Raw genomic sequence first — 25062 nt, 5'->3', positions numbered from 1 at the left:
TGCGGTTGAAGTCGGCGGCGGAACGCGTTCCTAGCGTGGAAGCATGTCCATTCCCACACGCATCATCGTCCTTCTCGCCGCCGCTGTCGGCGCCCTGGCCGTGACCGTCACCAGCCTCGTGAGGATGCTCACCCCCGGCACCGACGCACTGCCCTCGAGCCTGATCGGCAACCTCGGCCACGGGGTCGAACTCGCACTCTCCCTCACGGGGGCGCTCGCCGCGCTCCTCGTATCCGTGTCCGCACTGGCGACTCGTGACCTCGCGAACCGCGCCGTGCCGCGGTGGCTCCTGCGCACGGTCGGTCTCGTGGCCGCGGGGATCCTCGCCGTCACGATGCCCGGAGGAGTGATCGCCGCGGCGGGCTACACCTTCGCGATGATGGTCATCGTCGGAGTTCTGGTCCTGATCGTGCTCACGGTGCTGCGCCGTCCGCTGCTCGGTCTCCTCCTCGCCGCCGGGGTCGTCGGCGCCCTCGCTTACGCCGCCATCGGACTCGGGGCCGGGCCGCTCGTCCCACAGATCCTGGGCAGTTACGGCATGATCCTCCCGCAGGCCGGTCTGGCACTCGCGCATGTCGCCGCGGCCGCCGGCCTGCTGATCTGGATGATCGCCGACCCGTCGTCCCGCCGAAGCCGATTCGCGCGCGAGGTGCTCCGTCACCGCCGCGCGATCACGATCGTGGCGGCCGCGTGCGCTCTCCCCTACGCGTTCGCGCGTGCGAGCTGGCTGACCCCGTGGCCGCTGTTCGGCGGAAGCGCGGAGATGTTCGCCGCAGACCCGTCGGTCCGTGCGCTCGGTCTCGCGCTCGGCGCGGCCATGCTCACCGGAGGCGTGCTCACCCTGGGCCTGATCCTGCCCTGGGGCGAGCGGTTCCCGCGCTTCCTCGCGGGGCTCAGCGGTCGATCGGTGCCGCCCGGGCTGGCCATCGTCCCGGCGAGCGTCGTGAGCGTCCTGTTCACGGCCGCCGGCATCCAGTTCGCGTTGGAAGGGGTGGGTACCGTGGAGAACTCCGTGTACGTGCTTCTGATGTTCCCGTTCTGGCTCTGGGGACCGTTCCTGGGTCTCGCCACCTGGGCCTATGCGATGCAGCGGGCGACGCCGGCCGCGGCGAAGCGATCGAACTCCCCCGCGGCGCAGGTCGCGGCCTAACCGGTCGGCGCCTCGGATCCGGCGCGACGGTCCGGGGCGCGCCTGCCTCTGGCGGTCCTTTCGGAGTTTTCCGCCCGCAGGCAAGAAGGAGGGGACGACCAGTCCGGTCGTCCCCTCCTTCTGCGTGCTCGTCCGACTTGAATCAGTTCGGGGCGTTGCTGATCTTCGAATTCACGAGATACCAGCGTGCGATGAGACAAATTACGCCGACAACGAGGATTGCCCCAAGAGCGAGGAAGAAGACCCGAAATCCAACTTCGGTTGCGATCGTCGCGTTGAGAAACGCGAGAGCTCCGCAGAAGAGAACTGCCACCCAGCCAGTGATGACTGCGCCTGATGGACGCGTGGTTCGCGCTTCGGTCACGTTGAACTCCTCACAACCTCGGAAATCTCTTGATCAGATTCCCGAATGACTCCGAAGTATAATGTTAGCGACTGGACTCAGCGTCGGTTCGCGCATGCATGCGGGCGTTCAGCGGTGATCAAGCTCACCATCCTGACCGAACGCCTCAACTGAGACGTCGGCCAGGAGCGCGGTCAGCCGTCTTCGGGGTCTTCCGCGAGGACATCGGCGTCGTCGGCGTCGCCTCCGTCGCTCGGGACCACCGTGGGCGGGTTCCCCTTGCCGTCCTCGGCGCCGAGGTTGTCGTTCTCCTCTGCACCCGGGCCCGGCTCCGTGCTGATGTCGTTCCGGTCGGTGCGGATGTCGTCGCTTCCACCACTCATGTGCGTTCCTTCCCGTGGGCAGACGCCGCAGGCTCCGCGCATGCGGGGCGGCGTCCATGTCGGTCCGACGCTACGGCGGTGCAGGCGCAGTGGCACGCCCCTTGACACCGATGCGATCAGCGAGCACCTCTCGCGGTCAGCCGCAGAACGCGGAGGCGGAGTTCTTGAGCTGCTCGATCGCCTCGACTGTCTCGGGCGCCTGCAGGTCTGTCATCCCGCCGATCTTCTCCGCACCCGAGCGGATGAGGTCGCCCAGCTGACCGTCGGTGTTCTCGGCCAGCCCGTTGAGGGAGGCGACCAGGTCGTCGCGCGCGGCATCCGCCTGCTCGGCCGAGAGCTCCCCCTGGTCGAGCAGCGTCTGGTACTGCCCGTACGCGTCGTCGATGGTGGTGCAGGCGGCCTGCACGTCGACGCCGAGAGCATCGCCCGCCATCTGCGTCACCTGCGAGCAGCCCGCCAGGATGAGGCCGGCGGCGAGCACGAGCGGGAGGACGAGGATTCGGCGCATGCCCCGAGGGTAGCGGCTCGACCTGGCGCCTTCCTGCGACCCATGCCGGTCGCCGTATGGAGCACTTCCACGGGCGCAGGCGTCTAACATCGCAAGCGCGCGATGGCCGAGGAGGTGGGCGCCTGATGAAGGTCATGCTCGTGGATGACGATGCGGAGATCCGCCTCGGCTTCACGACCGCCCTGCGGCGCCGCGGTCACACCGTCGACACCGCCGAGGATGTCGCCTCTGCCCGCGTGCTCGCCGAACGGATCGCTCCCGATGTCGCGATCATCGACGTCATGCTCCCCGACGGCGACGGGTTCTCGCTGTGCCGCGAGATCCGCACCCGATGGGGCTTCCCGACCGTCATGCTCACGGCGCGCGATGAGGATGCGGACGTCGTCATCGGCCTCGACGCCGGAGCAGACGACTACATCACGAAGCCGGTCAGTGTGGCCGTGCTCGAAGCGCGCCTGCGGACGGTCCTGCGCCGCAGCTCCCGCCTCACCGCGGAGCCGCTCCGGGTCGGCGCACTCGAGCTGCATGAGGACTCCGCGGAGGCACTGGCCGACGGCGAGGCCCTGCCACTGAGCCCCACCGAGTTCCGCCTGCTGCATGAGCTGGCACTGAACGACGGTCACGCCCTGAGCCGCTCGCGCCTGATCGACGCGGTCTGGGCGCAGTCGCCACCCGACACTCCGCGGGTGGTCGACACCGCCATCCAGCGGCTGCGTGCGAAGCTGACCGCGGCGAACGTCGCGACGCCACAGCTGGAGACCATGCGGGGGATCGGATATCGGCTGCGATGACCGCACGTCGTCGTCGCCCCACCCTCCGCACGGCCATCGCCCTCGCTCTCGTCGGCAGCACGATCGCGGTCTCGGTGCTCGTCACCGGTGTCGTCGTGTTCACGGCGGGGCGCATCGTGTACGAGTCGCGGCAGGAAGGTCTGCTCGACGAGTTCTCCACGACCGCTGATGCCCTCTTCACCTCCATCTCCACCGCGTCCCCGAAGGACACGTGGAAGTACTACGCCGAGATCCTCCCCGGCGAGACCGTCATCATCGACCTCGACAGTGGCCGCAGCGCCGGAGAGCTCCGTCCGGGTCAGGTGCCGGATGCGCTGGGCATCGACGACAGCCGTCGCTCCGGCGATCTGACCTCGCTGATGACCACGCTCGACGGTCGTGAAGTGTTCTTCGTCTCGACGGTCCGGGACGATCTCCCCCAGGATCCGAGCGCTCGCCTCGCCGTCGTCACGGCGTACTCGATGCAGCCGCAGCAGGATCAGGTGCGAGAGCTCATCGTCTCGGGCGCGCTCCTCAGCGGGGGCGTCGTGGTCCTCGTCGTCCTGCTCGAGCGTCTGCTCGGCGGTGCGTTGACGCGCCCGCTTCGACGTCTGGTCGACACCGCTCATGCGGTCGGATCCGGCGAAGGCCCGCGGGAATGGAAGCCGTCGTTCGACGACGTCGACCGCGTGGCCGACGCCCTCCACCGCTCCTCGGAGCGTCTGGGCGACACCATCGGGCAGCTGCAGCGCCGTGAGGCGGAGTCCCGGCAGTTGGTCAGCGACGTCGCCCACGAGCTGCGCACACCGCTCACCTCGATGATCGCGGTCGACGAGCTCCTCGACGACGACGACGAGCAGGCGACCGCGGAGGAGCGGGCGGTCGCCGCTGCGGTCGTGCGCGCCGGAACGCGCCGCCTGCACTCCCTGATCGAGCACCTGCTCGAACTCTCCCGCCTCGATGCCGGGGTCGCGCGCGTGCACCGCACGGCCGTCACGCTTCCCGACCTACTCGCCGACGTGATCGACGCGACCGGAGTCGACGTGGCCGAGCTGTCGGTCGCCCCGGACCTTCGGATCCGCACCGACTCGTCGCGGCTGCACACCGTGGTGGCGAATCTGCTCACCAACGCATCCCGGCACGGTCGCCCGCCCGTCACGGTCCGCGTGCACGAAGACGGCGACATGCTGCACATCGACATCGGCGACCACGGCCCCGGCATCGGCGAGCCCGATGCCGAACGGGTGTTCGACCGCTTCGTCACCACCGACCGTTCGCGCTCCGATGGTGTGGGCACTGGGCTCGGACTCGCGATCGCCCGCGACAACGCGCGGCTCCTCGGCGGGGAGCTCGCGCTGCTCCCCCGCTCCCCCGGCGCGACGTTCCGCGTGACCCTTCCTCGCCTGTGACACTCGTGTGACATTCGTCCTCGACGATGGCTGCTCGCCCATGTCGAGAGGTCTTCCCATGAGTCTCCCCCCTCCCCCTTCTCCGAGCCGACGACGCCGGAGACGCCTGCGGCGCTTCCTCACACTGACTGCGGTCGGGATCCTGGTCATCGCCGGCGGCACGGTCGCGATCGCGGCGATCCGGCTGTCCCAGAACGTGACCACGGTCGAGCTGCAGCCGGTACGCGACAGCGAGGAGCCTCCCGCCGTGGCCGACTTCGACGGGGAGTTCGACGTGCTGCTCGTCGGATCGGACGGCCGCGCCGGGCAGGGCGTCCAGTACGGGGAGGGCGGCGATGTCGAAGGCAGCCGGAACGACGTCACCCTCCTGCTGCACGTGAACGAGACGCACGACGCCGCCACCGTCATCTCCTTCCCGCGCGATCTGCTCGTCGACATCCCCGCGTGCACCGATCCCGAGACGGGAAGCACCTGGAACGCGGGCTGGCGGGTGCAGTTCAACGAATCGCTCGCCCGCGGCGGACTGGGCTGCGTCACCTCCACCGTCACCGCACTGACCGGCATCGACCTCGCCTACGCGGCGGAGATCAGCTTCACCGGCGTCATCGAGGCCTCGAACGCCGTCGGCGGCGTCCCCATCTGCTTCGCCGGCCCCATCCACGATCGGCACTCCGGACTGGAGATCCCCGCCGCGGGGACGTACGACCTGAGCGGCGAGCAGGCCCTGGCGCTCCTGCGCTCCCGCTACGGCGTCGGCGACGGCAGCGACCTCGCCCGCATCTCCACCCAGCAGGTCTTCCTCTCCTCTCTCGTGCGCACGCTGCGCGACCAGTCGACCCTCACCGATCCGGTGAAGCTCTACGGCATCGCCGATGCGGCGACGCGGAACATGACCCTGTCGACGCAGCTGGCCGACCTGGGCACGCTGACCTCGATGGCGAAGGTGTTCAGCGACCTCCCCCTCGAGAACATCGCGTTCGTGTCGTACCCGCACCTGCCCGCGGGCGACCGCGTGGTCCCCGACGAGCACGCCGCTGCCGAGCTGATGGACCGGGTGAAGGCCGGCGAAACGGTGAACATCAGCGCCGACCGCACCGGCCGCGGCAGCGAGTTGTCCGACGACACCGCCCCGCCGAGCTCGGAACCCGACGATGGTGCGACCGAGGAGGAACCACCGGCCGACGCCGCCCCGCTCCCCGAGAACCTCGATGGCCAGAGCGCGGCGCAGGACACCTGCGTGCGCCCCTACGGGGGCTAGCGGTCAGCGGGCGCGGGGCGGCGCGCCGAGCGGCACCCGCGCGTTGAGCACGACCAGAGCGATGGCTCCCACGGCGGCGATCGTCGATCCACGGGACCGCGTGACGTCCTTGATACGTTCGAGGCATGAATGTGTTCGGCGTGCTCCTCTCCCTGGCCGGCTCGATCCTCTTCCTGACCGCCCTGGCGATGACGCTGCGTGCGAATGCGACGAGCACGGTGCCGTTCTGGCGCAACCCGGCCGCGACTCCCGTCGGCTCGGTCGCGATGCGTTCGACCGGCGCGGGTCTCCTGGTCTTCGGAGCCGTGATGCTCACCGCTGAGGGCTGGCGGTGGCCGGTGCTGATCGTGCTCGTCGTTCCGGGAATCGCCTTCGTGGCGCTCGCCCTGCACAACCGGCGCATCACGGCCACCGCGGGCGGTGACTGAGCGCGCTCAGGACGGCGTACGCCGCGTCGCCTCGACGTGGCCGGTCATGCGGCGACCGTGTCGATCGTCGCGACGACCGTCTCGAACCGTCCGCCCGAGACGACGTACTGCTCGTCGAGACCCGGCACGCGGATCGTGCCCTCGACACCGGTGGGGACGGAGAGCGAGTACCGGATCCCTTCGGCCACACGCTCCCATGACCCTTCGATGAGGCCGTAGGGCGAGTCGAATGCCACCCGGGCATGCTCGAGATCACCCCCGGGCTGCGGTGCCCACTCGATGAGGCGGTATCCGGGAGCGGCCGGCGAGAGTCCGCCGATGACCCGGTGCATCCAGTCGGCGACGCTCCCCAGCGCGAAGTGGTTGAAGCTGGTCATCTCGCCGGGGTTGATCGATCCGTCGGGCAGCATCGAATCCCAGCGCTCCCAGATGGTGGTGCCACCCATCCGCACGGTGTACAGCCACGACGGGCACTCGGTCTCGAGGATCAGGTCGTAGGCCGTCTCGACGTGTCCCGTGGACGTGAGCGCGTCGCTGATCACCGGGGTGCCCGCGAAGCCCGTCGCGATGCGGTTGCCCGCCTCGCGCACGAGTGTCGCGAGCCGGCGGCCGGCGGCGACCTCCTCATCCACGCTGAGCAGACCGAATCGGATCGCGAGCGCGTAGGCCGTCTGCGCGTCGGACGTGAGCGTCCCGTCCCCGCGCACGTACTCGGCACGGAACGCGTCGCGGGCTTCCTCGGCGATCCGCGCGTAGCGGTCGGCGTCGGCCGCGAGACCGAGTAGTCGAGCCGTGTCCGCCAGGCGCCGCGTCGAGAACGCGAAGTATGCCGCGGCCACCAGGTACCTGTCGGTGCGCGCGTCGGCCGGATCGTGCGGCGGTGCCGCCGGGTCGAGCCAGTCACCCAGCTGGTGACCGTCGCGCCAGAGCCGTGACGGTCCGGACTGGTCGATCATCCGCTCGACCCACTTCCGGCCGCTGTCGTACTGGCGGCGCAGCACCTCGAGGTCGCCGAACCGCTCGTGGAGCGTCCACGGCGTGAGCACCGAGACGTCTCCCCACACGGCCCCCGTCCGGATCGGGTTCCAGGTGGGGCCACCGGGAATCACCGGGACGAACCACGGGATGGTGCCGTCGGGCAGCTGCTCCAAGGCGACGTCGGTGAGCCAGCTCTCGAGGAAACCGGCCGAGTCGTAGAGGAAGGATGCCGTGGGCGCGAAGACCTGCACATCACCGGTCCAGCCGAGGCGCTCGTCGCGCTGCGGGCAGTCGGTGGGGATGCTGAGGAAGTTGCCGCGCATGCCCCACCGCACGTTCTCGTGCAGGCGGTTCAGGTCGGGGTTCGACGTCTCCAGCCATCCGGTGCGGCGCATGTCGCTGTGGATGACGCGGGCGACCACGTCCCCGTCCCCGATCTCGTCGAGGCCGGTGACCGTGGCGTAGCGGAAGCCGTGGAAGGTGAACTTCGGCTCCCAGAAGCGCGGCTCGCCACCGTCGAGCGTGATCAGATCCTGCGCGTCGGCCAGGCGCAGCGGACGGATGCCGAGCTCGCCGTGCTCCAGCACCTCGGCATGGCGCAGCGCGACCACGTGCCCGGCCGGCCCCTGCACACGGACGCGCAATCGCCCGACGAGGTTCTGCCCGAAGTCGAGCAGGTGGGTCGTGTCGTCGACGCGGGTGACGGTGACGGGCGCGAGCTCCTCGGTGCAGCGCACCGGCGGGAGTGCCGGGGCGACCAGCGTCGCCGGGTCGCGATGTCCGACACGTACGGGGCTCCATCCGTCGTCACCGGCTCCGGGGCGCGACCACCCGGGCTGCTCCTCGCGGGCATCGTGCTTCTCACCGTCGTACAGGCCCGATACCAGGATCGGGCTCGGCGCGGCCGACCAGCTCTCGTCGGTCGCGACGACCGTCGTGGTCCCGTCGTCGTGCGTGACCTCCAGCTGGGCGATGAGGGCCTGATCCGTGCCGTAGAGGTCGCGGTAACCGCCGTTGAAGCCGAGGCGGCCGCGGTACCAGCCGTCGCCGAGCCAGGCGCCCAGGGTGTTCTCTCCCTCGACGAGCTCGTCCGTGACGTCGAAGGTCCAGTACACGAGACGCTCGTCGTACTTGGTCCATCCCGGCGAGAACTCATGGTCGCCGATGCGCGCGCCGTTGATCTCCGCCTCGTAGAGTCCGTGCGCCGTGACGTACAGGCGTGCGCTCGAGACCGGGCGGTCGAGACGGAAGGTGCGCCGCACGAGTGCCGGGCGACGATCGGTGTCGGGCGTCTCGGGCCATGAGGCTCCGACGGGAGCAGCGATCCAGTCGGCGGCATCCAACAGCCCCGCCTCGGCGGTCGTCTGGTCGCTCCACGACGACCAGCGCTGATCCTCGTCACGGACACGCACGCGCACGCGCACCTGTTCGCGGGAAGCCAGCGGCTCGAACGGCCACGCCACGAGCACCTGGTCGGCATTCGTACCGGAGGCGATGACCGTGCCGTCCGCGCGCTCGCACTCGAGCTGCCACCCGTGCTGAGTCCAGCCCTCCGGGGCTTCGGTCTTCCAGGAGAGCCGCGGCGTGCGAGCCCCCATCCCGAGGGTGTCGTCGATGTGCTCGAACCGGGGAGCGGAGACCTTCACGAACGTCCTTTCAGAGGTGGGCGCGCTCATCCCTTGACCGCTCCGGCCGTCAGGCCCTTCTGGATGCGCTGGTTGAGCACCAGGTAGATGATCAGGAGGGCGAACACGTTGATGCTGATGGCGGCGAACAGCGGACCGTACTGGGTCGTGCCGAACTGGCCGTTGAAGTTGAGCAGCCCGACCTGCAGGGTGCGCAGGTCGCCGGAGTTGGCGAAGGTCAGCGCGATGAGCAGGTCGTTCCAGAAGAAGAAGAACTGCACGAGTCCGACCGTGAAGAGCCCGTTCTTCATCATCGGCAGCGCGATGGAGAAGAACTGCCGGTAGATGCTGGCGCCGTCGAGCGTCGCCGCTTCAAACACCTCACGGGGGATCGCCCGGAAGTACGTCGCCATCAGGAAGACCGTCAACGGCAGACCGGTGGCCGTGTACGTGATGATCAGCGGCCACAGCGAGCCGGTGAGCCCGAGCTGGAAGTAGGTGCTGAACAGCGGGAGCAGGATCATCTGCGTCGGCACCATGATGCCGGCGAGGAAGATGATGAGCACCCCGTTGCGACCCTTCCACACGAGCACCTCGAGCGCGAACGCCGCCGCGGTGCCCAGGAGCAACATGAGGAAGAGCGACGGCAGCACCGTGATGGCGCTGTTGAAGAGCGACTGGCCTAGGCCGGCCGTGTCCCAGGCGACGATGTAGTTGTCAAAGTTCCACTGCTCGGGCAGCGCCCAGGTGGGTGACTCCAGGAACTCCCGCTGGCTCTTGAACGAGCCCAGCAGCAGCCAAATCAGCGGGTAGCCGACGATGACCAGGAGCACGGCGACGAGCAGCCAGATGGGTGTGCGGCGCAGCATCCTCGCCGCACGGCGGGATACGGGTGTCGACGCGCTCATGCCACGCCTCCCTTCTTCGCCGTGCGGGCATTGGCACGGAAGATGAACACGGTCACGACGAGGCAGATGATGGTGAGCAGCATCGCGATGGTCGAGCCGTAGCCGTAGTTGCCGTAGGTGAAGGCGTTGTCGAACATGGAGATCGTGAGGGGGCTGGTCGAGGTGCCCGGGCCACCGTTGGTCAGGGCGAGCACGCTGTCGAACACCTTCAGGGTTCCGTTGACCGAGAAGATCAGCGACGAGATCAGCACTGGGGCGGAGAGCGGCAGCACCACGTGGCGGACGAGCTTCCATCCGCTGGCGCCGTCGAGGCGGGCCGACTCCAGCACATCCTCGGGGATGTCGATCAGCCCGGCGTAGAGCAGCACACCGTAGAAGCCCATGGAGCGCCAGATGTCCATGATCGCGATGACGATGAACGCGCTCGCGCCGTCACCGAACCAGTCGACGGGGACTCCGCCGAGACCCGACAGCATCGAGTTGACGACACCCTCGGTCGGCGCGATCGAGAACAGCTGCTGGAAGAGCAGCGCGACAGCGACCGTCGGCATCACGACGGGGAAGAAGACCAGCGTCCGGACGAGGCCGGACGCGCGCTTGAGCGCGAAGACGTAGAGGAGCGAGAGCAGGTACCCGAGCAGGACCTGCCCGATGGTCACCACGGCGGCGTACTTCAGGGTGAACAGCAGCGCGGCGTGCACCTCGGAGTCGCCGATCAGCCGGACGAAGTTGTCGAGGCCGACGAACTCGAAGCCGACGATGGCGTTGCCCTCGAACAGGGTGTAGCCCAGCGACCAGAACACGGGGATGAGCATCACCACCGAGTAGATGAGCAAGGCGGGGCCTAGAAGGATGGCGATCGCCTTGCGGTCGCCCAGCACGTTCTGCATTCGTTCTCCTGAAGGATGAGGGGGCGGCGCGCGGGGACGCCGCCCCCTCTCGTTTTCTCGCTAGTCGAGGTCCGCCTGGATCATCGACATGAACTCCTCGGCGGAGACGCTGCCGGTGATCAGCGGTGCCGCGTTGCGCTGGCTCGTGGTCGTGGCCTCCGCAGAGAACAGCGCCTCGAACCAGAGGACGGTGGTCTCGGTGTCGGCGACCTGCTCCTGGATGAGCTGCGTGAGCGGCGGCACATCGGTGACCTCGGTGTTCAGCGCGAAGCCGGACACGCGGTTCTCCTGCTCGAGCGCCACGGAGCCGTAGTTCTCGGTGATGCAGGACAGCCACGCCTCGGTGTCGTCGTTCACGGCCTTGGCGTTCATCGTGATGGGAAGGCCCACGTTGGCGGCGAGCTGCGAACGGTCACCCGCTCCGCCCTCGACACCGGGGAACGGCATGAAGCCGACGTTCTCGGCGCCGATCTGGTTGACCTCGGGGTCGTTCGCCTGGCTCAGGAACCACGAGCCCATGTAGAACATCGCCGCGGAGCCGTTGAGGAACTGGTTCTCGCTGGTGGCCATGTCGATGGAGCCGACTCCCTTGCCGAAGTAGCCCTCGGCGCCGAGGTCGGCGATCGCCTGCGCGGCGGCCACATACTCGGGGTCGGTGAGCTTCGCCTCGCCGTCGGCGACCTTCTGCAGTGCGTCCGGACCGAGGTCGCGGAAGAGGTAGCCGGAGATGAGGCGCGTGATGGGCCAGCCCTGCTCGCCACTCGCGGAGAACGGCTGGATGCCGGCCGCCTCGAGCTTCGCGGCGGCGGCGGTGAGCTCGTCGAAGGTCTGCGGCTCGTCGATGCCCTGCTCGGCGAAGATCGCCTTGTTGTACCAGATGCCCTCGACGTTGTATTCGAAGGGCAGCACACGGAAGCCGCCGTAGAGGTTCTCGATGGTCGAGATCGCCGCGGGCTCGATGTTGTCGATCACGTCGAGGTCGGTGAGGATCTCCTCGAAGTCGGCGACGTTGCCCGAATCGGCGAGAGTCTTGGTGAGTGCGGGGGCGTTGCCCGCGCTGAAGAGCACGGGCAGGTCGCCCTGGCCGGCCTTGAGCTGCAGCTGCTGGTCGAGGTTCGACTGCGGCACCGTCTCGACATCGAGCGGCAGGGTGTCGGCCTCGGCGGAGCACGCCTTACCGGCGAGCGTCTCCAGGATGGCGGGTACTTCGGTGTTCTCGACGTTCACGAACAGGGACAGCGAGTCCGTGCCCGCCGTCGATCCCCCGCCGCCGCCGCATGCGGTGAGTGCGAGGGCCGATGCTCCGGCGATGGCGGTGATCGCACCGCGTCTCCAGAGCCGTGCTGTGGTCAGCTTCATGATTTCCTCCTTGAAACGGGCGAGCCGCATTGATCACACACTTGAAGCGCTTCAGATAGTACGCTTGAAGCGCTCCAAGATGCAAACGGCAATTCGTGACGAATGGACGTCGAACACATGAACACCTCCCCCGACGCGAGTCGGCCCCGCCCGGTGATGGCTGACGTCGCCCGGCACGCGGGCGTCGCCCTCGGCACGGTGTCGAACGTGCTGAACAATCCGCAGATCGTCGCCCAGGAGACGCGCGAGCGGGTGCTGAACGCCATCGACGAACTCGGGTTCGTGCGCAACAACGCCGCGCGCTCTCTCGTCACCGGACGAGCGGACACCGTCGGGTTCGTGGTCGTCGACGTCGGCAACTCGTTCTTCGTCGACATGGCGCGCGGCGTCGAGGAAGAGCTCGACGCGCACAACATCCGCCTCCTCCTCGCCAACAGCGACGTGAACCTCGCGAAGCAGGACTCCTACATCAGCGTGTTCGAGGAGGCGAAGGTAGCCGGCATCCTCCTCGCGCCGCTCGACGCACCGCTCGATGCCGCTCGCGCCGCCCGCCACCGCGGCATGCCCGTCGTGCACGTGAACTGGCCGGGAGATGACGACTCCTGCGGCGTGGTCGTCGACGAGGAGCTCGGCGGTTACCTCGCGACCAGGCACCTGCTCGACCAGGGTCTGCGACGCCTGGCCTTCGCCGGAGGGCCGTTCTCACTCTCCGCGATCGCCCAGCGTCACATCGGAGCGCAGCGGGCGGTGGCGGAGGTCGCCGATGCCCATCTCGAGACGATCGAGACGCACAGCATCACCGTGCGCGGCGGCTATGCGCTCGGCGAGATGCTCAGCTCGCGCCCCGTCGGCGAGCGCCCCGAAGGGCTCTTCGCCGCCGCCGACGCCCTCGCCGCGGGAGCGATCCAGACCATGCAGCTGGCTGGCATGCATGTCCCCTCGGACATCGCGGTGGTCGGCTACGACAACAACCATTTCGCGCAGGACAGCTCGATCCCGATCACCAGCGTCGGCCAGCCGGGACACGAGATGGGGCGCACCGCCGCTCAGGTGCTCTACGAGGAGATCGCCGACCCCGCCGACCACACGCACCGCACGATCACGATGACGCCCACGCTCTTCGCCCGCGCGAGCTCGGCCGTCGTCTGACGCGCATCCGCAGCGCGGCCTCGGGAACGATGATCCGCTCCCGAGGCCGCGCCGTCCGAGATCGCGACTACCCGCCCGCGCCGGTCAGCGTGAACGGCACCGTCGTGGCGTTACCCGCTACGTCGTACACGACCAGCGTGTTCGCCCCGACCTTGGCGCCGAAGGCTCCCGGCTTCACGAAGTTGAGGTCGGACCAGACGTTGTCGGTCAGATCCTTCGCCACTCCGTTGACCGTCAGCCGATCGACCTTGCCTGCATCGTTGAGCTTGTACGACACCAGGCTGTAGGAGCCGTTCGCACCGACGGTGTACTGGCCACCCTCCTTGACCGTGACGGCGGGAGCCGTGACGTCGAGCGTGAAGGTGACCGTGGTGGCGTTGCCCGCCACGTCGTACACGACCAGCGTGTTCGCCCCGGCCACGGCGCCGAACACTCCCGGCTTCACGTGGTTCAGGTCGGACCAGACGTTGTCGGTCAGATCCTTCTCGACGCCGTTGAGGGTCAGTCGATCGATCTTCCCCTCGTCGTGGAGCTTGAACGACACCTTGCTGTAGACGCCGTCACGACCGACCGTGAACTCCGCGCCGCTCTTGACGGTCGCCGCCGGAGCCGTGGTGTCCGTCGCCGCCGCCGTGACCGAGAGGTCGCGGAGACGCCCGAAATTGTCGAACGAGCCGAAGCCCACCCGACCCTCGGGGAACGTCTTGTCGTTCGCGGTCATCAGCGGGGCGTCGAGTCCATCGACGTAGACGGCGATGTCGCCGCTGTCCACGCAGCGGACCACGCGCACGTCGTGCCACTCCTCGTCGGTGACCGCCGGCGGAGCACCGACCGCACCGTCCCACTGGTCGTCGATCCGCTCGCGGTCGGCCTTGTTCACTTTGAAGATGCCGTTGTGCGGGTAGATCGAGTTGTCCTGCGAGAGATGTGCGTAGTAGTACTCCGTGTCCGACTTCCAGCCGAAGACGATGATCACGTCGCGGTTGTTCACGGAGGCCTTCTCGTCGAGCCGCACCTGGCCGGTGAGGTCGAACGATCCGAGCTCCGGCCCTTCGGTGAGGACGGCGTACTCGAACGGTCGGCGGATGCCGTCGTTCGGGTTCGTCCCCGCCTCGGTGAGCACGACCTCGTCGCCGGGGAAGTCCCACTTGGCCGGGGTCCGCGGTGCCCAGTCGCCCTCCGCCATCACGTCGGTGATGACCTCGCCGTCGGGCGTGCAGGTGGGCGGCGTCGGCGGTTCGACCGGGGGCACCGCGTACAGCGCGTACTGTGCGGCGACCTGTTCGGCCGTCGGCACGGTGTCGAGCAGCATGATGTCGTCCATCCGCCCGTTGAACGGGTTGGCTTCGCGCGTGTTCTGCGGGAAGCTGCCGCCGATCTTGATGCCGGCCGGTGCGGTGTCGGACGTGGATCCCTCACCCCACGGGTTGGCCGCGGTGTACTTCCCCGCCAGCTCCTCGCCGTTCATGAACAGCTTCATCTCGCCCGCCGCGAAGTCGAAGGTCGCCGCGAGATGCACCCACTGCCCCTTCTTGAGGATCTCGTTCCACGGCAGGTCGGCCGCGAACGTCCAGGAGCCGGCACCGTCGACACGACGCCCGAGCGCCACGAGCTTGAGCTCGCCGTCGACCGTGATGACCTCGAGCAGCGCCCGCACCGCGTGTCCGTCGGAGGTGCCGGTGAGCACGCCCGCGAGACCGATCGCGTTGTACACGTCGTCCGGGTTCGCGGTGCCCGAGTTCAGTGCCGGGTGATCGCCGGTCGGCTTGAACCAGCCCATGACGGAGGCCTTGTCCGTACCGGCGAACGCGTCCAGCGACTCGACCCCGTTCGCGTTGTAGATGCCCGCCTTCCAGTCGTCGTTCGACGCGGTCCGCGGACTCATCTGTTGGGTCTGCAGCGCCTCGCCCGCACCGGGGTAGGCGCGGTCGGCGACCCGCATCTCGACCCCGCCGTTGATCAGCGAGATGTCGGTGCCGGAACGACCCTGGTCGACCTCGATCGTCGGCTTCGCCGCATCCGGGTGATCGAAGTCGTGGTGCGTGACGAGGTTCGGCGCGAGCGCCGGGAGGACGAACGGGTTGGTCGGCTCATCGACCGAGCGCGCCCCCGTGACCTTCCAGATCTTGCCGTTCGCCTTGGAGACGAGGTACAGCTCGCCGTCGGCGTCGGAGCCGAACCGCAGGTCGACGCGCTTGTCGCCGACCAGCTCCTGGAACGTGGTCTCCTCGCCGTCGGCGAAGACCCGCAGCTCCTCGATGGTGGCGAGGTCGTCGATGTCGCCGTCGTTGCGCACCATCTCCTCGGCATCCGTGGACAGCACCCAGCCGCGCACCAGATCGGTGAAGAGGTAGCGGCCCTGGAGTTCGGGGATGTCGCCGCGGTAGACGAATCCGCCGTTCACGGCCACGCCCGCATCACCGGTCTGACCGGGGTCGCGGTTGTGATCGTAGGCGGCCACCGGGTAGGTGAAGCCGTTCTCGGCGTCGTCCTTCGGCAGCGGGAAGATCTGCCGGTTCTCGGCCAGGAACGAGCCCTCGCGCACCGACCAGCCGAAGTTGTCCCCCGGCTCGACGGCGTAGACCGACTCGACCTGCCACTCGCCGATGTGCGCGAGATACATGGTGTGGTCGCCCTCGGTGTCCCAGCTGATGCGGTGCGGGTCGCGCATGCCGACGGCGTAGATCTCCGGCAGCGCATCGGCGTCATCGACGAAGGGGTTGTCGGCCGGAACGCCGTACTCGCCGTTCTCGCTGTCGTCGCCCGTGGGGTTCACACGCAGGATCTTGCCCTGCGGCGTGGCCAGATCCTGCGGGTTGCCGTTCCCGACGCCGTTGCCGCCGTCACCGACCAGGATGTAGAGGTTGCCGTAGTCGGCGTCGCCCTCCGACACCGTCGGGTTGAACGCGATCTGCTGCACGGTGTGCACGCGGCCCGCGAACGGGATGCGCATGACCTCGCGGTGCGTTCCGGCGAAGGTCGCCGCCGACGGGTCATCGGCCTTCCACTCGGTGATCACACTGTGGAACGCGGTGGTGCCGAAGGCCGGGAAGTCCGGGGTGTCTTCGGTCAGCGCGGTGCCGCCCTCGGTGTGCACGGTGTAGAAAAGCCCGTTCTCAGCGAAGTCGGGGTGGAACTCCGCGGAGCCGAGGCCCGTCCCGAGCCCTGCACTGTTGTGGAAGTTGTCGATGAACTCGTTCCGCACGTTGAGGTACGGCACGTATTCGCCCGACTCCTTGTCGACCAGATAGAGGATGTCGTTGTTGTCGGGAACCATCAGCCGGCCGGAGTCGTCGGGCACCTCGTCGAGGTGCGTGATCCGGTTGTGGCGCACGAGGCGCTGGTCCTGCGTGGCCGGGGTGGTCTGCGACTTCGGCAGCTGCGCGAGCTCGGTCACCTCGATGCCGAGGTCGGCGAGCGCGGGGTCGGGCAGCGGGTTCAGCAGCGGCTCGTTCGCCGTGCCGCCCGGTGCACAGTCGCCGGGGTTGCCGGTGGCGATCGCGAGGTTCTCCCCCGTGTTGTCGACGGCCACGTCATCGAGCAGCAGGCGTCCGGTGCTCGTGGCGCCGTTCTTCCAGAAGAACCGGTCGAGCGCGCCGTTCACCGCCTGACGGAAGCCGAACTGCTGTTCGGTGCCCTCCGGGAGACGGGTCTGCTCCTCGTACGCGCCGCCCTGGCTGTACACGGTGACCTTGTCGGTCGCGTTGTCGGCGACGATCCACACGCACTGCCAGGCGTCCTTCGACCACACGCCCGCGGGCTTGAAGGCGCCGCCGTCACGCACGCGCAGCACGTCGTCGTTCTGGTTGTTCACGTAGGCGCGGCTGTTCACGTAGTCGTTCGGCGCATCCACGTCGGTGAGGCCGAACGAGGTGTCGACGCTGCCGGTGCGCAGGAAGCGGAAGAACAGCGTGCCGGTATCGCCCTCGGCGATGGCCGGGATCGCGCGATACGACTGCTGCCCGCCACCCACGGACTCGACGACCTGGTTGTTGCCGTTGAGCGGGTCGGCGATCACACGCGGAGCCGCAGACGACGTCCATCCGTCCTGCCCGTTCAGCGCGACGCGCTCGTACGCCTCGAAGTCGACCAGCTCGGTGAAGGGTTCCGCCGCGGCAGCGGGGGTCGCGGTGAGCAGGGCTCCGACGACGGCCGCCGCGGCGACCAGCGCACCCGTTCGTCGCACCCCGAAGGATCGAGGAGGAGGTGCTGCCGATCGAGTGCTCGAGCTCGCGGGTCGCATGGATCGTTCGTGCATCAGAAACCTCTCAACGTCGTCGTCGTGTGGTGTCGTGCCGATGGGTCGTGCCGCCTTCTCCGGGGCGGCACTGCAGCGGAGAAGGCGTGGAACGGTACTGCGGGTCGGGGGCGGAAACGCTTTCGCAAGCGCTTTCGTCGGATGGACGAGAAAGGCGGGAGGAGGCAGTCGCTGCCTCCTCCCGCCGGAGGTTCATCCCGCGTCGGGGACGGTGGGCTTGCCGCCGAGATACAGCGCGGCGAGGGTCGGATCCGCGAGGAGCTCGGATGCCGGACCCGAGATGTGCACGCGACCGAGGTCGAGCACACACCCGATATCAGCGGTCTCGAGCGCCCGTCGCGCGTTCTGCTCGACGAGCAGCACGGCGGTGCCCGCATCGCGCATGCGCACGATCTGCTCGAACACCTTCTCGGTCGTCTTGGGGTCGAGGCCCATCGACGGCTCGTCGAGGAGCACGACCTTCGGGCTCACCATGAGCGACCGCGCGAACTCGACCTGCTTCTGCTGACCGCCCGAGAGCAGGCCGGCGAGCTGCTTCCACCGCTCCCCCACGATCGGGAAGAGGTTCTGCACGAAATCGACGCGCTCCTGGATGACCTTCTGATCCTTGAGGGTGAAGGCGCCGAGCATCACGTTCTCGCCGACCGTCATCTCCCGGAACACGCTGTGCCCCTGCAGCACATGCGCGAGCCCGTGCCGCAGCATCGACTGCGGTCCCTCGCCGGTGATGTCACGACCATCGACGCGGATGCTGCCCGAGCGGGGCTTGAGCATGCCGGATGCCACCTTGAGCACGGTCGACTTGCCGGCGCCGTTGGGCCCGACGAGGCAGACGACCGATCCGGGCGGCACCTCGACCGTGAGGCCGCGGAGCACGAGCGCCGCCCGACCGTAGCCGGCCTCGATGTCGCGCAGCTCGAGCAGGTTCTTCGCTTCAGACTCCAAGGTAGGCCTCCAGGACTCGCGGGTCTTGCTGGATGATCTCAGGCGTTCCCTCGGCGATCTGGCGCCCGCGGTCGAACACCACGACGTGGTCGCACAGGCTCATGACCATCTCCATGTTGTGCTCGACGATGATGAACGTCTTGCCCTCTTCGTTGAGCTCGCGCACCAGGGTGGCGATGCGTCCGATGAGGGCGGGGTTCACCCCACCGGCCGGCTCGTCGAGCATGATCGTGTCGGGTTCGCCCATGAGCACGCCCGCCAGCTCCAGCAGTTTCTGCTGGCCGTAGCTGAGGTTTCGCGCCTCGGCGTGCTCAAGGTGGTCGATGCCGACGCGTCGCAGCCAGCCGCGCGCCCGCTCCAGCTCCTCCGGATCGTGCGCCGAGCGCAGTTGCTGGCGGATGCTGGTGCTGCGCACCGCCACGAGCAGGTTCTCCATCACGGTCATGCGAGGGAAGACCCGGCACAGCTGGAAGCTGCGGCCGATGCCGGCGCGGGCGATGCGGTCGGGCGACTTGCGGGTGATCGCCTGCCCCCGGTAACGCACCTCGCCCGAGTCGGGCTTGATCATGCCGGTCACGCAGTTGAAGAAGGTGGTCTTGCCGGAGCCGTTCGGCCCGATCAGGCCGTTGACCTTGCCCTCCTGGAAGGTGACCGTCGCACCGTCGACGGCGGTGACGCCGCCGAACGACTTGGTCATCTCGACCGTGCTCAGACTCTCCAGCGTCGTGGGCTGTGCCGTGGGGGCGTTCATGACGACGTCTCCTTCGTCGAGGCATCCGCTGTTCGGGCCGACGCATCCGCTGCCCGCTTCTCGTTCTGCTCGAGCAGCTGCCCGGCGGTCAACTCGCGGATCGATGCCGCGTTCGACGACCGCGTGAACAGTCCCTTCACGGCGGGGATGATGCCGTCGGGCATGAAGAGCACGACGATGCCGAGCAGGATGCCGGTGGCGATGAGGTGGAACTGCGTGTCGCCGAACTCGAGCTTGAAGTACTCGAGCGCGAGACCGACGACGACGGCGCCGAGCAGCGGACCGAAGAGGTTTCGCACCCCGCCGAGCAGCGCCATCAGCACCATGTACGAGCCGATGAGGATGGAGAACTGGAAGATGGGATCCAGGTCTCCGAACCACAGCGCGTAGAGTCCGCCGCCCAGCGACACGAAGAGTGCCGACAGCACGTAGGCGATCAGCTTGTACCGCGTGGTGGGCACGCCGAGGGCCTGCGCCTTGTCCTCGTCTTCACGCACAGACTTGAGCGCGGTGCCGAACTTGGACCGGTCGATGGTCCACCACACCACGAGCGCGAAGGCCAGCAGGCCCGCGAACAGGTAGTAGAAGATGCGGTGGTGCTCGGGTCGCAGCACGTCGAACGGACGCGGGACGTTGAGTCCCTCGGAGCCGCCGGTGACGTCGCGCCAGCTCTGGAACACCAGCAGCATGATCAGCACGAAGGCGATCGAGACGATCACGAACGAGGCTCCGCGCACCCGGAGGGCGGCGATGCCGATCGGGATCGCGATGATCGAGACGAGCACGGCCGCGAGGATCCAGGCGACGAAGCCGGGCAGCGCCAGGTACTTGATGAGGAGTCCGGTGCCGTAGGCGCCGAGCCCGAAGTAGGCGGCGTGTCCGAGGGAGATATAGCCCGTGAACCCGCCCATGAAGTTCCACCCCGTCGACAGCACGGCGTAGTTGAGGATGACGACGCCCGCCGACAGGATGTACGGGTTCGGGGCGATGGTCGGGAACGAGAGGACGAGGGCTGCGCCCACGACGAGGAGGACGATCCGCACCCACTTCGACGACGAGCGCCGCACGGGGGCGGGAGGAGCGATCACGACCGTTTCGGTGGGGATCGGCTCTCTGCTAGAAACGCTGGGCAAGACGACCTCCGAAGAATCCTTGCGGACGGAACATGAGCGTGGCGAACAGGGCGACGTAGAACACCGTCTGTGCCCAGGTCGGCCCCAGCGGGAGCTGGAGCAGGCTCTGTGCGACGCCGAGGACGAGAGCCGCGATGGCGGCACCCGGGATGCTGCCGAGTCCGCCGACGACGATGATCGCCATGAGCGGTCCGATCCAGTGCCAGTGCAGCGACGGGTAGATCGTGGCGTCGAGCGAGAGCGCGGTGCCGCCGATCGCCGCCGTGGCGAGCCCGAGTCCGAACCCGTAGCCGGCGACCCGGTCGGTGTTGATGCCGACCAGTCGCGCGGCCTCGGGGTGCTGGATCGTCGCCCGCAGCGCCTGCCCGAACTTCGTGTACTTCAGCAGCACGAACAGGAGCGCGAGGGCCACCGCCGCCAGCCCGAAGGCGATGAGCTTGACCACCGGCACCTGCGCGCCGAAGAAGTCGAGGCTCGCACTCGCGTACGGCAGGGGGATGCGGCGCTGGGTGCCGGTGAAGAAGAACCCGAGCGCCCCCTCGATGATCAGTGCCACGGCGAACGTGAGCAGCACCGACATCATGGTCAAGGTCAGCGGCTTGAGCCTCGAGACGAGCAGTCGCTGCATCACGACACCCGTCAGGAAGAACAGGGGCACCGTGACGACGAGCGACACGAGGGGGTCGATGCCGGTCTCCCGGTTGAACCACCACGCGAGGTACGCGGCCAGGATGAGGAAGGCGGAGTGCGCGATCATGACGACGCGCATGATTCCGAAGTACAGCGTGAGCCCGGCCGCCAGGAGGGCGTAGAGCCCTCCCAGCAGGATGCCGAGGATCAGGCTTTGCAGCAGCAGTGCTCCACTCACGATGTGCGGATCACCACGTCGGCTTCGGGAAGAGGAAGTCGGCTTCCTTGACGTCGTCCGGGAGGACGATCAGGATCTCGCCGTCGATCCACTGCTGGATGAGGTGCGCGCCGGTGGGCTTGCCCGTCTCGTCCCAGCTGAGCTCGCCGACGACGGTGTCGACGGAGTTGTCGCGCAGCCAGTCGATGAGCTCCTGCTGGCATTCACCCTGCTCGGCGCAGCCCGCGGCCTCGACCGCAGCGGCGACGACCTGACCGGTCGTGTACGCGTTGGCCTCGTCCTCGGACGGCGGGTTGCCGTGCATCTCGGTGTACTTCTCGACGAACTCGATGTTGCTGGGGAACTGCGACTTCGGCGAATAGCCGGTGGGAGCGAGGATGCCCTCGGTCGCACCGCCGATCGCAGCGGCGAACTCGGGGTTGGTCGGTGCGGTCGAGAATGCCGCGAGCTCGGGCTGATAGTTCAGCTGCTGGAGGGCGATGATCAGGTTGACGGCATCCTGATACTGCGTGCCGCCGATGACCATGTCGGCGTCCGACTGCGCGATCTTGGCCGCGATCGTGGAGAAGTCGGTCGTGTTCGGCGGGTAGACCTCGTTCACGACGACCTCGACCCCGCCCTCTTCGAGCTTGTCCCGGAGGCCGTAGGCGGTGCCCTGCGCGAAGGGGTCGTCCATCGCGGCGACGGCGACCGTCTCGGGCCGCTCTGCTTCGGGAAGCGCGAGCAGGTAGTCCGCGAGGTTGTTGTAGTGGTCGTTCGCGATCGCGGGGGCCGCGTAGAAGAGGTTGTCGAAGCCCTGCTCGAAGACCTCCTCCGCCGCGCCGGCCGGCTCGACGAAGAGCATGCCGTATTCCTGGGCGACGCGCGCCGAGGGAACGACGAGTCGGGTCGAGAACGGGCCGAACACGAGGTCGACGCCGTCCTGCGCGATCAGCGACTCGTAGTCCGAGACCACGCGGTCGGCGTTGGACTGGTCGTCGAGGATCTTCAGCTCGACCTGGCGTCCGAGGAGGCCGCCGTTCTCGTTGACGATGTCGCGCCAGGCCTCATAGCCCCGCTCGACACCCTTGCCGGGTTCGGAGAAGTCGCCGGTGAGCGGCAGCGAGATGCCGATGACGATCGGATCGTCGGATCCACCCCCCTCCGCCTGATCGCCGGGGGCCGAGCAGGCCGAAACCGTGAGCGCGGCGATCGACAGCGTTCCGATCGCTGCCGCGATCCGTCGACCGTGTCTGGGTGCAGTCATCCGAGTCTCCTACGTCATCGTAGCGAAAGCGCTTTCGTAAGCGCTTCCGCCACTATAGTGGGACCGAAGAACGAAGAGCAACCTACCTCGCAATCAGCGTTGATCTTGCTCCACAAGGGGGAGGTTTCGTGAAGCGTGAAGGCGCGCCACGACTCATCGATGTGGCCGAAACCGCAGGGGTCTCCCTGGCGAGCGCGTCGCGGGCGATGACCGGAGGCTCCGGCATCTCTCCCGAAGTGGCGGCGCACGTGCGCGTCATCGCGAAGCAGCTCGGTTACGAACCCAACATGCATGCGCGAGGTCTCGCCGGCGGGCTCGTGCCGACGATCGGCCTCGTGGTGCACGAGATCGGCGACCCCTACTTCTCCGACATCGCCAGCGGCGTGATCCGCAGTGCGACGCTCGAGAACCGATCCGTGCAGATCGCCCAGGCCGACCGCACCCCCGACAGCGAACTCGCGCAGGTCAAGTCGCTGTTGCGCCAGCGCGTCGGCTCGATCATCATCGCCGGTTCCGGATACGCCGACCCCGGACGCGAGCAGGGCATGACCGAGGCGCTGCTCGACTTCACCCTGTCCGGGGGCCGTGCCGCGGTCATCGGCCGCCACCACCTTCCGGTCGACGCGGTGCTGCCCGACAACCACCGGGCGGGCATCTCGGTCGGACGCCACCTCGCCGAGCTGGGGCACCGACGGATCGGCGTCGTCGCCGGCCCGCTCGACCTCAACACGGTCGCCGACCGCATCGCCGGGCTCCGCGAGGGCACGAGCGATCCGGACCTGGAGCTCGTCGTGGTCTCCCACGAGTTCACCCGCGAGGGCGGCATCGCCGGGGCCCGCGAACTGCTCGACCGTGACGTCACCGCCATCGTCGGCCTCAACGACGCGATGGCCATCGGCATCCTCAGCGAGTTGCGACAGCACGGCATCCGCGTGCCGGAGGAGATGTCGGTCGTCGGCTTCGACGACATCTCCGTCGCCCCGGATGTCGCGCCGGCGCTCACCACCGCGCGCATCCCGATGTTCGAGATGGGGCAGCACGCCGTCTCGCTCATCCTCCGCCCCGCGAGCGATGAGGCGCGGACGATCGAGACCGCGCACGAGCTCATCATCCGCCAGTCGTCCGGCCCGCCGCGCGGCTGAGCCAGCGACCGCGAGCCCGCCGCTATGCGGCGACGGGCCCACGGTGCGTCGGTCAGGAGTTGCCGGCTGTGGTGTTCAGCTTCTTCATCACCTGGTTGATCGTGAACGACGCCGACTCCTGCCGTGCCGGGAACTCGACGAGCGACTGCAGCATCCGGGCCACATAGGCCTGCGCCGGCACGAACAGGAAGATGCGGTCGATCACCCAGTCCCAGTAGGTGTTCGACGTGATGTCGGCCCGCTCGAACGGATCGGTGCGCAGGTTGAACAGCTTCGGGAAGCGCAGCTCGGTGTACGGCTCCTGCCACACCAGCAGGGTCCCCGCGGCGCGCTGCTCGAGGAACACGAGTTTCCAGTTCTCGAACCGCAGCGCCGTGAGGTCGCCGTCGTCCGAGACGTAGAAGAAGTGTCGGCGCGGACTGTGCTCGACCGCACCCGTGATGTAGTCGAGCTGGTTGTGGCCGTCGAGATGCACCTTGTACTCGGTGCCGTGCAACTCGGTCCCGGACTTCAACCGCTCGGCCACGTCGTCGTCGCCGACGGCCGCGAGCAGCGTGACGAACCAGTCGTTGTGACTCACGATGCCGTTGAGCGTCGTCCCCGCGGGGATGTGCCCGGGCCAACGGACCATGGCGGGCACCCGGTAGGCACCCTCCCAGTTGGAGTTCTTCTCGTTGCGGAACGGGGTCATGCCCGCATCCGGCCAGCTGTTCATGTGCGGGCCGTTGTCGGTGGAGTACATGACGATCGTGTTCTCGGCCAGTCCGAGCTCGTCGAGCAGGTCGAGCAGACTGCCCACGACGTCGTCATGGTCGAGCATCGTGTCGTGGTAGTTCGACTGCCAGCGTCCCGCACGCCCCTTGCTCTCTTCCTTGGTGTGCGTGCGGAAGTGCATGTGCGTCGAGTTGAACCAGACGAAGAACGGGGTGTCATCCTCGGCCTGCGTGCGGATGAAGTCGGCGGCCGCGTCGCGGAACTCCTCGTCGACCGTCTCCATGCGCTTCTTCGTCAGCGGACCGGTGTCTTCGATGCGCTGCGTGCCGTCACCGTTCGCCCAGGAGTGCAGCACCCCGCGCGGACGGAACTTCTCACTGAACCCGGGGTACTCCTCGTCCGTCGGGTAGTCCGGGTGCTCCGGTTCCTCCTCGGCATTGAGGTGATAGAGGTTGCCGAAGAACTCGTCGAAACCGTGCGCGGTGGGCAGATGCTCGTCCCGGTCACCGAGGTGGTTCTTGCCGAACTGTCCGGTGGCATAGCCGTGGTGCTTGAGCGCATCGGCGATGGTGGGGTCCTCGGGCTGGAGACCCAGCTTGGCCCCCGGCATCCCCACCTTCGTCAAACCGGTGCGGTAGGGGTTCTGGCCGGTGATGAAGGCCGCCCGCCCCGCGGTGCAGCTCTGTTCGCCGTAGTAGTCGGTGAACTTCACGCCCTCGTCGGCGATGCGGTCGATGTTCGGCGTCCGATAGCCCATGAGGCCGTCGGAGTACGTGCTGAGGTTGCTGATGCCGATGTCATCTCCCCAGATGATGAGGATGTTGGGCTTCTCAGCCATGAGTGACTC

General features: G+C 68.1%; 21 protein-coding genes. 7 read left to right on the top strand and 14 right to left on the bottom strand.

From position 1 onward, the window contains the following. Positions 1 to 43: 43 nt before the first annotated feature. Positions 44 to 1150: a hypothetical protein gene (locus tag ACIOTO_RS10745; protein ID WP_400857783.1), complete on the top strand. Its 1107-nt coding sequence runs from the start codon at positions 44 to 46 to the stop codon at positions 1148 to 1150. Positions 1151 to 1292: 142 nt separating this feature from the next. Here the strand turns inward: ACIOTO_RS10745 and ACIOTO_RS10740 are convergent, their stop codons facing one another. The 3 genes from ACIOTO_RS10740 to ACIOTO_RS10730 all read right to left on the bottom strand — a co-directional run bounded on the left by ACIOTO_RS10740 (position 1293) and on the right by ACIOTO_RS10730 (position 2384). Then, positions 1293 to 1514 carry a hypothetical protein gene (locus ACIOTO_RS10740; RefSeq protein ID WP_400857781.1) on the bottom strand — a complete coding sequence of 74 codons (222 nt, stop codon included), beginning with the start codon at positions 1512 to 1514 and terminating at the stop codon, positions 1293 to 1295. 173 nt (positions 1515 to 1687) lie between these two features. Then, complete coding sequence (locus tag ACIOTO_RS10735; protein WP_029262184.1) at positions 1688 to 1876, bottom strand: hypothetical protein; 189 nt, start codon at positions 1874 to 1876, stop codon at positions 1688 to 1690. 136 nt (positions 1877 to 2012) lie between these two features. After that, positions 2013 to 2384 carry a hypothetical protein gene (locus ACIOTO_RS10730; RefSeq protein ID WP_091028623.1) on the bottom strand — a complete coding sequence of 124 codons (372 nt, stop codon included), beginning with the start codon at positions 2382 to 2384 and terminating at the stop codon, positions 2013 to 2015. Positions 2385 to 2509: 125 nt separating this feature from the next. On the opposite strand from ACIOTO_RS10730, the gene ACIOTO_RS10725 reads away from it, so the two are divergent. The 4 genes from ACIOTO_RS10725 (at position 2510) to ACIOTO_RS10710 (ending at position 6249) form a co-directional block, all read left to right on the top strand. Beyond that, positions 2510 to 3175 (top strand): response regulator transcription factor, encoded by a 666-nt coding sequence (locus ACIOTO_RS10725; protein WP_400857779.1) that lies wholly within the window; start codon positions 2510 to 2512, stop codon positions 3173 to 3175. Continuing rightward, entirely contained in the window at positions 3172 to 4563 is a 1392-nt protein-coding gene (locus ACIOTO_RS10720; RefSeq protein ID WP_400857777.1) for a sensor histidine kinase, read from the top strand. The genes ACIOTO_RS10725 and ACIOTO_RS10720 overlap by 4 nt, the downstream gene beginning before the upstream one ends. Positions 4564 to 4621: 58 nt before the next feature. Beyond that, a complete protein-coding gene (locus ACIOTO_RS10715; protein WP_400857776.1) occupies positions 4622 to 5821 on the top strand; it encodes an LCP family protein in 1200 nt (399 codons plus the stop codon). 125 nt (positions 5822 to 5946) lie between these two features. Next, positions 5947 to 6249: a hypothetical protein gene (locus ACIOTO_RS10710; RefSeq protein ID WP_400857775.1), complete on the top strand. Its 303-nt coding sequence runs from the start codon at positions 5947 to 5949 to the stop codon at positions 6247 to 6249. A 44-nt stretch (positions 6250 to 6293) separates the two neighbouring features. Here the strand turns inward: ACIOTO_RS10710 and ACIOTO_RS10705 are convergent, their stop codons facing one another. Genes ACIOTO_RS10705 through ACIOTO_RS10690 form a run of 4 tightly spaced genes read right to left on the bottom strand, consistent with a single transcriptional unit; the run spans position 6294 to position 12009 of the window. Next, positions 6294 to 8903, bottom strand: coding sequence for a family 78 glycoside hydrolase catalytic domain (locus ACIOTO_RS10705; RefSeq protein WP_400857773.1), 2610 nt, complete (start codon positions 8901 to 8903; stop codon positions 6294 to 6296). After that, positions 8900 to 9760: a carbohydrate ABC transporter permease gene (locus ACIOTO_RS10700; protein WP_400857772.1), complete on the bottom strand. Its 861-nt coding sequence runs from the start codon at positions 9758 to 9760 to the stop codon at positions 8900 to 8902. Before ACIOTO_RS10700 ends, ACIOTO_RS10705 begins: the two co-directional genes overlap by 4 nt. Beyond that, positions 9757 to 10650 (bottom strand): carbohydrate ABC transporter permease, encoded by an 894-nt coding sequence (locus ACIOTO_RS10695; protein WP_215070205.1) that lies wholly within the window; start codon positions 10648 to 10650, stop codon positions 9757 to 9759. Before ACIOTO_RS10695 ends, ACIOTO_RS10700 begins: the two co-directional genes overlap by 4 nt. 60 nt (positions 10651 to 10710) lie before the next feature. Then, the gene (locus ACIOTO_RS10690) at positions 10711 to 12009 is read right to left on the bottom strand and encodes an ABC transporter substrate-binding protein (RefSeq protein WP_167634614.1); all 1299 of its coding nucleotides are present in this window, start codon (positions 12007 to 12009) and stop codon (positions 10711 to 10713) included. A 117-nt stretch (positions 12010 to 12126) separates the two neighbouring features. On the opposite strand from ACIOTO_RS10690, the gene ACIOTO_RS10685 reads away from it, so the two are divergent. Then, positions 12127 to 13158: a LacI family DNA-binding transcriptional regulator gene (locus ACIOTO_RS10685; RefSeq protein WP_400857771.1), complete on the top strand. Its 1032-nt coding sequence runs from the start codon at positions 12127 to 12129 to the stop codon at positions 13156 to 13158. Positions 13159 to 13225: 67 nt separating this feature from the next. Here the strand turns inward: ACIOTO_RS10685 and ACIOTO_RS10680 are convergent, their stop codons facing one another. The 6 genes from ACIOTO_RS10680 to ACIOTO_RS10655 all read right to left on the bottom strand — a co-directional run bounded on the left by ACIOTO_RS10680 (position 13226) and on the right by ACIOTO_RS10655 (position 22359). Further along, on the bottom strand, positions 13226 to 17344 hold the full coding sequence (locus ACIOTO_RS10680) for a PQQ-dependent sugar dehydrogenase (RefSeq protein WP_400857770.1): 4119 nt from the start codon (positions 17342 to 17344) through the stop codon (positions 13226 to 13228). Between the two features lie 264 nt (positions 17345 to 17608). Then, a complete protein-coding gene (locus ACIOTO_RS10675) occupies positions 17609 to 18361 on the bottom strand; it encodes an ABC transporter ATP-binding protein (RefSeq protein WP_029262176.1) in 753 nt (250 codons plus the stop codon). Then, positions 18351 to 19112, bottom strand: a complete 762-nt coding sequence (locus tag ACIOTO_RS10670) for an ABC transporter ATP-binding protein (RefSeq protein ID WP_262001461.1) — start codon at positions 19110 to 19112, stop codon at positions 18351 to 18353. Before ACIOTO_RS10670 ends, ACIOTO_RS10675 begins: the two co-directional genes overlap by 11 nt. Beyond that, entirely contained in the window at positions 19109 to 20200 is a 1092-nt protein-coding gene (locus ACIOTO_RS10665; RefSeq protein ID WP_400857769.1) for a branched-chain amino acid ABC transporter permease, read from the bottom strand. Before ACIOTO_RS10665 ends, ACIOTO_RS10670 begins: the two co-directional genes overlap by 4 nt. 28 nt (positions 20201 to 20228) lie before the next feature. Next, complete coding sequence (locus tag ACIOTO_RS10660) at positions 20229 to 21113, bottom strand: branched-chain amino acid ABC transporter permease (protein ID WP_029262173.1); 885 nt, start codon at positions 21111 to 21113, stop codon at positions 20229 to 20231. A 10-nt stretch (positions 21114 to 21123) separates the two neighbouring features. Further along, positions 21124 to 22359: an amino acid ABC transporter substrate-binding protein gene (locus ACIOTO_RS10655; RefSeq protein WP_400857768.1), complete on the bottom strand. Its 1236-nt coding sequence runs from the start codon at positions 22357 to 22359 to the stop codon at positions 21124 to 21126. 128 nt (positions 22360 to 22487) lie between these two features. Between ACIOTO_RS10655 and ACIOTO_RS10650 the strand changes: the two genes are divergently transcribed. After that, on the top strand, positions 22488 to 23501 hold the full coding sequence (locus tag ACIOTO_RS10650) for a LacI family DNA-binding transcriptional regulator (RefSeq protein WP_262001463.1): 1014 nt from the start codon (positions 22488 to 22490) through the stop codon (positions 23499 to 23501). Between the two features lie 52 nt (positions 23502 to 23553). Here the strand turns inward: ACIOTO_RS10650 and ACIOTO_RS10645 are convergent, their stop codons facing one another. Further along, entirely contained in the window at positions 23554 to 25053 is a 1500-nt protein-coding gene (locus ACIOTO_RS10645) for an arylsulfatase (RefSeq protein WP_400857767.1), read from the bottom strand. Between the last annotated feature and the right edge of the window lie 9 nt (positions 25054 to 25062).

Source organism: Microbacterium sp. NPDC087592 (assembly GCF_044743585.1).
In the GTDB taxonomy this organism is placed as follows: domain Bacteria; phylum Actinomycetota; class Actinomycetes; order Actinomycetales; family Microbacteriaceae; genus Microbacterium.
Note: the sequence above shows the minus strand (reverse complement) of the source record. Positions and strands in the feature narration are given on the sequence as shown.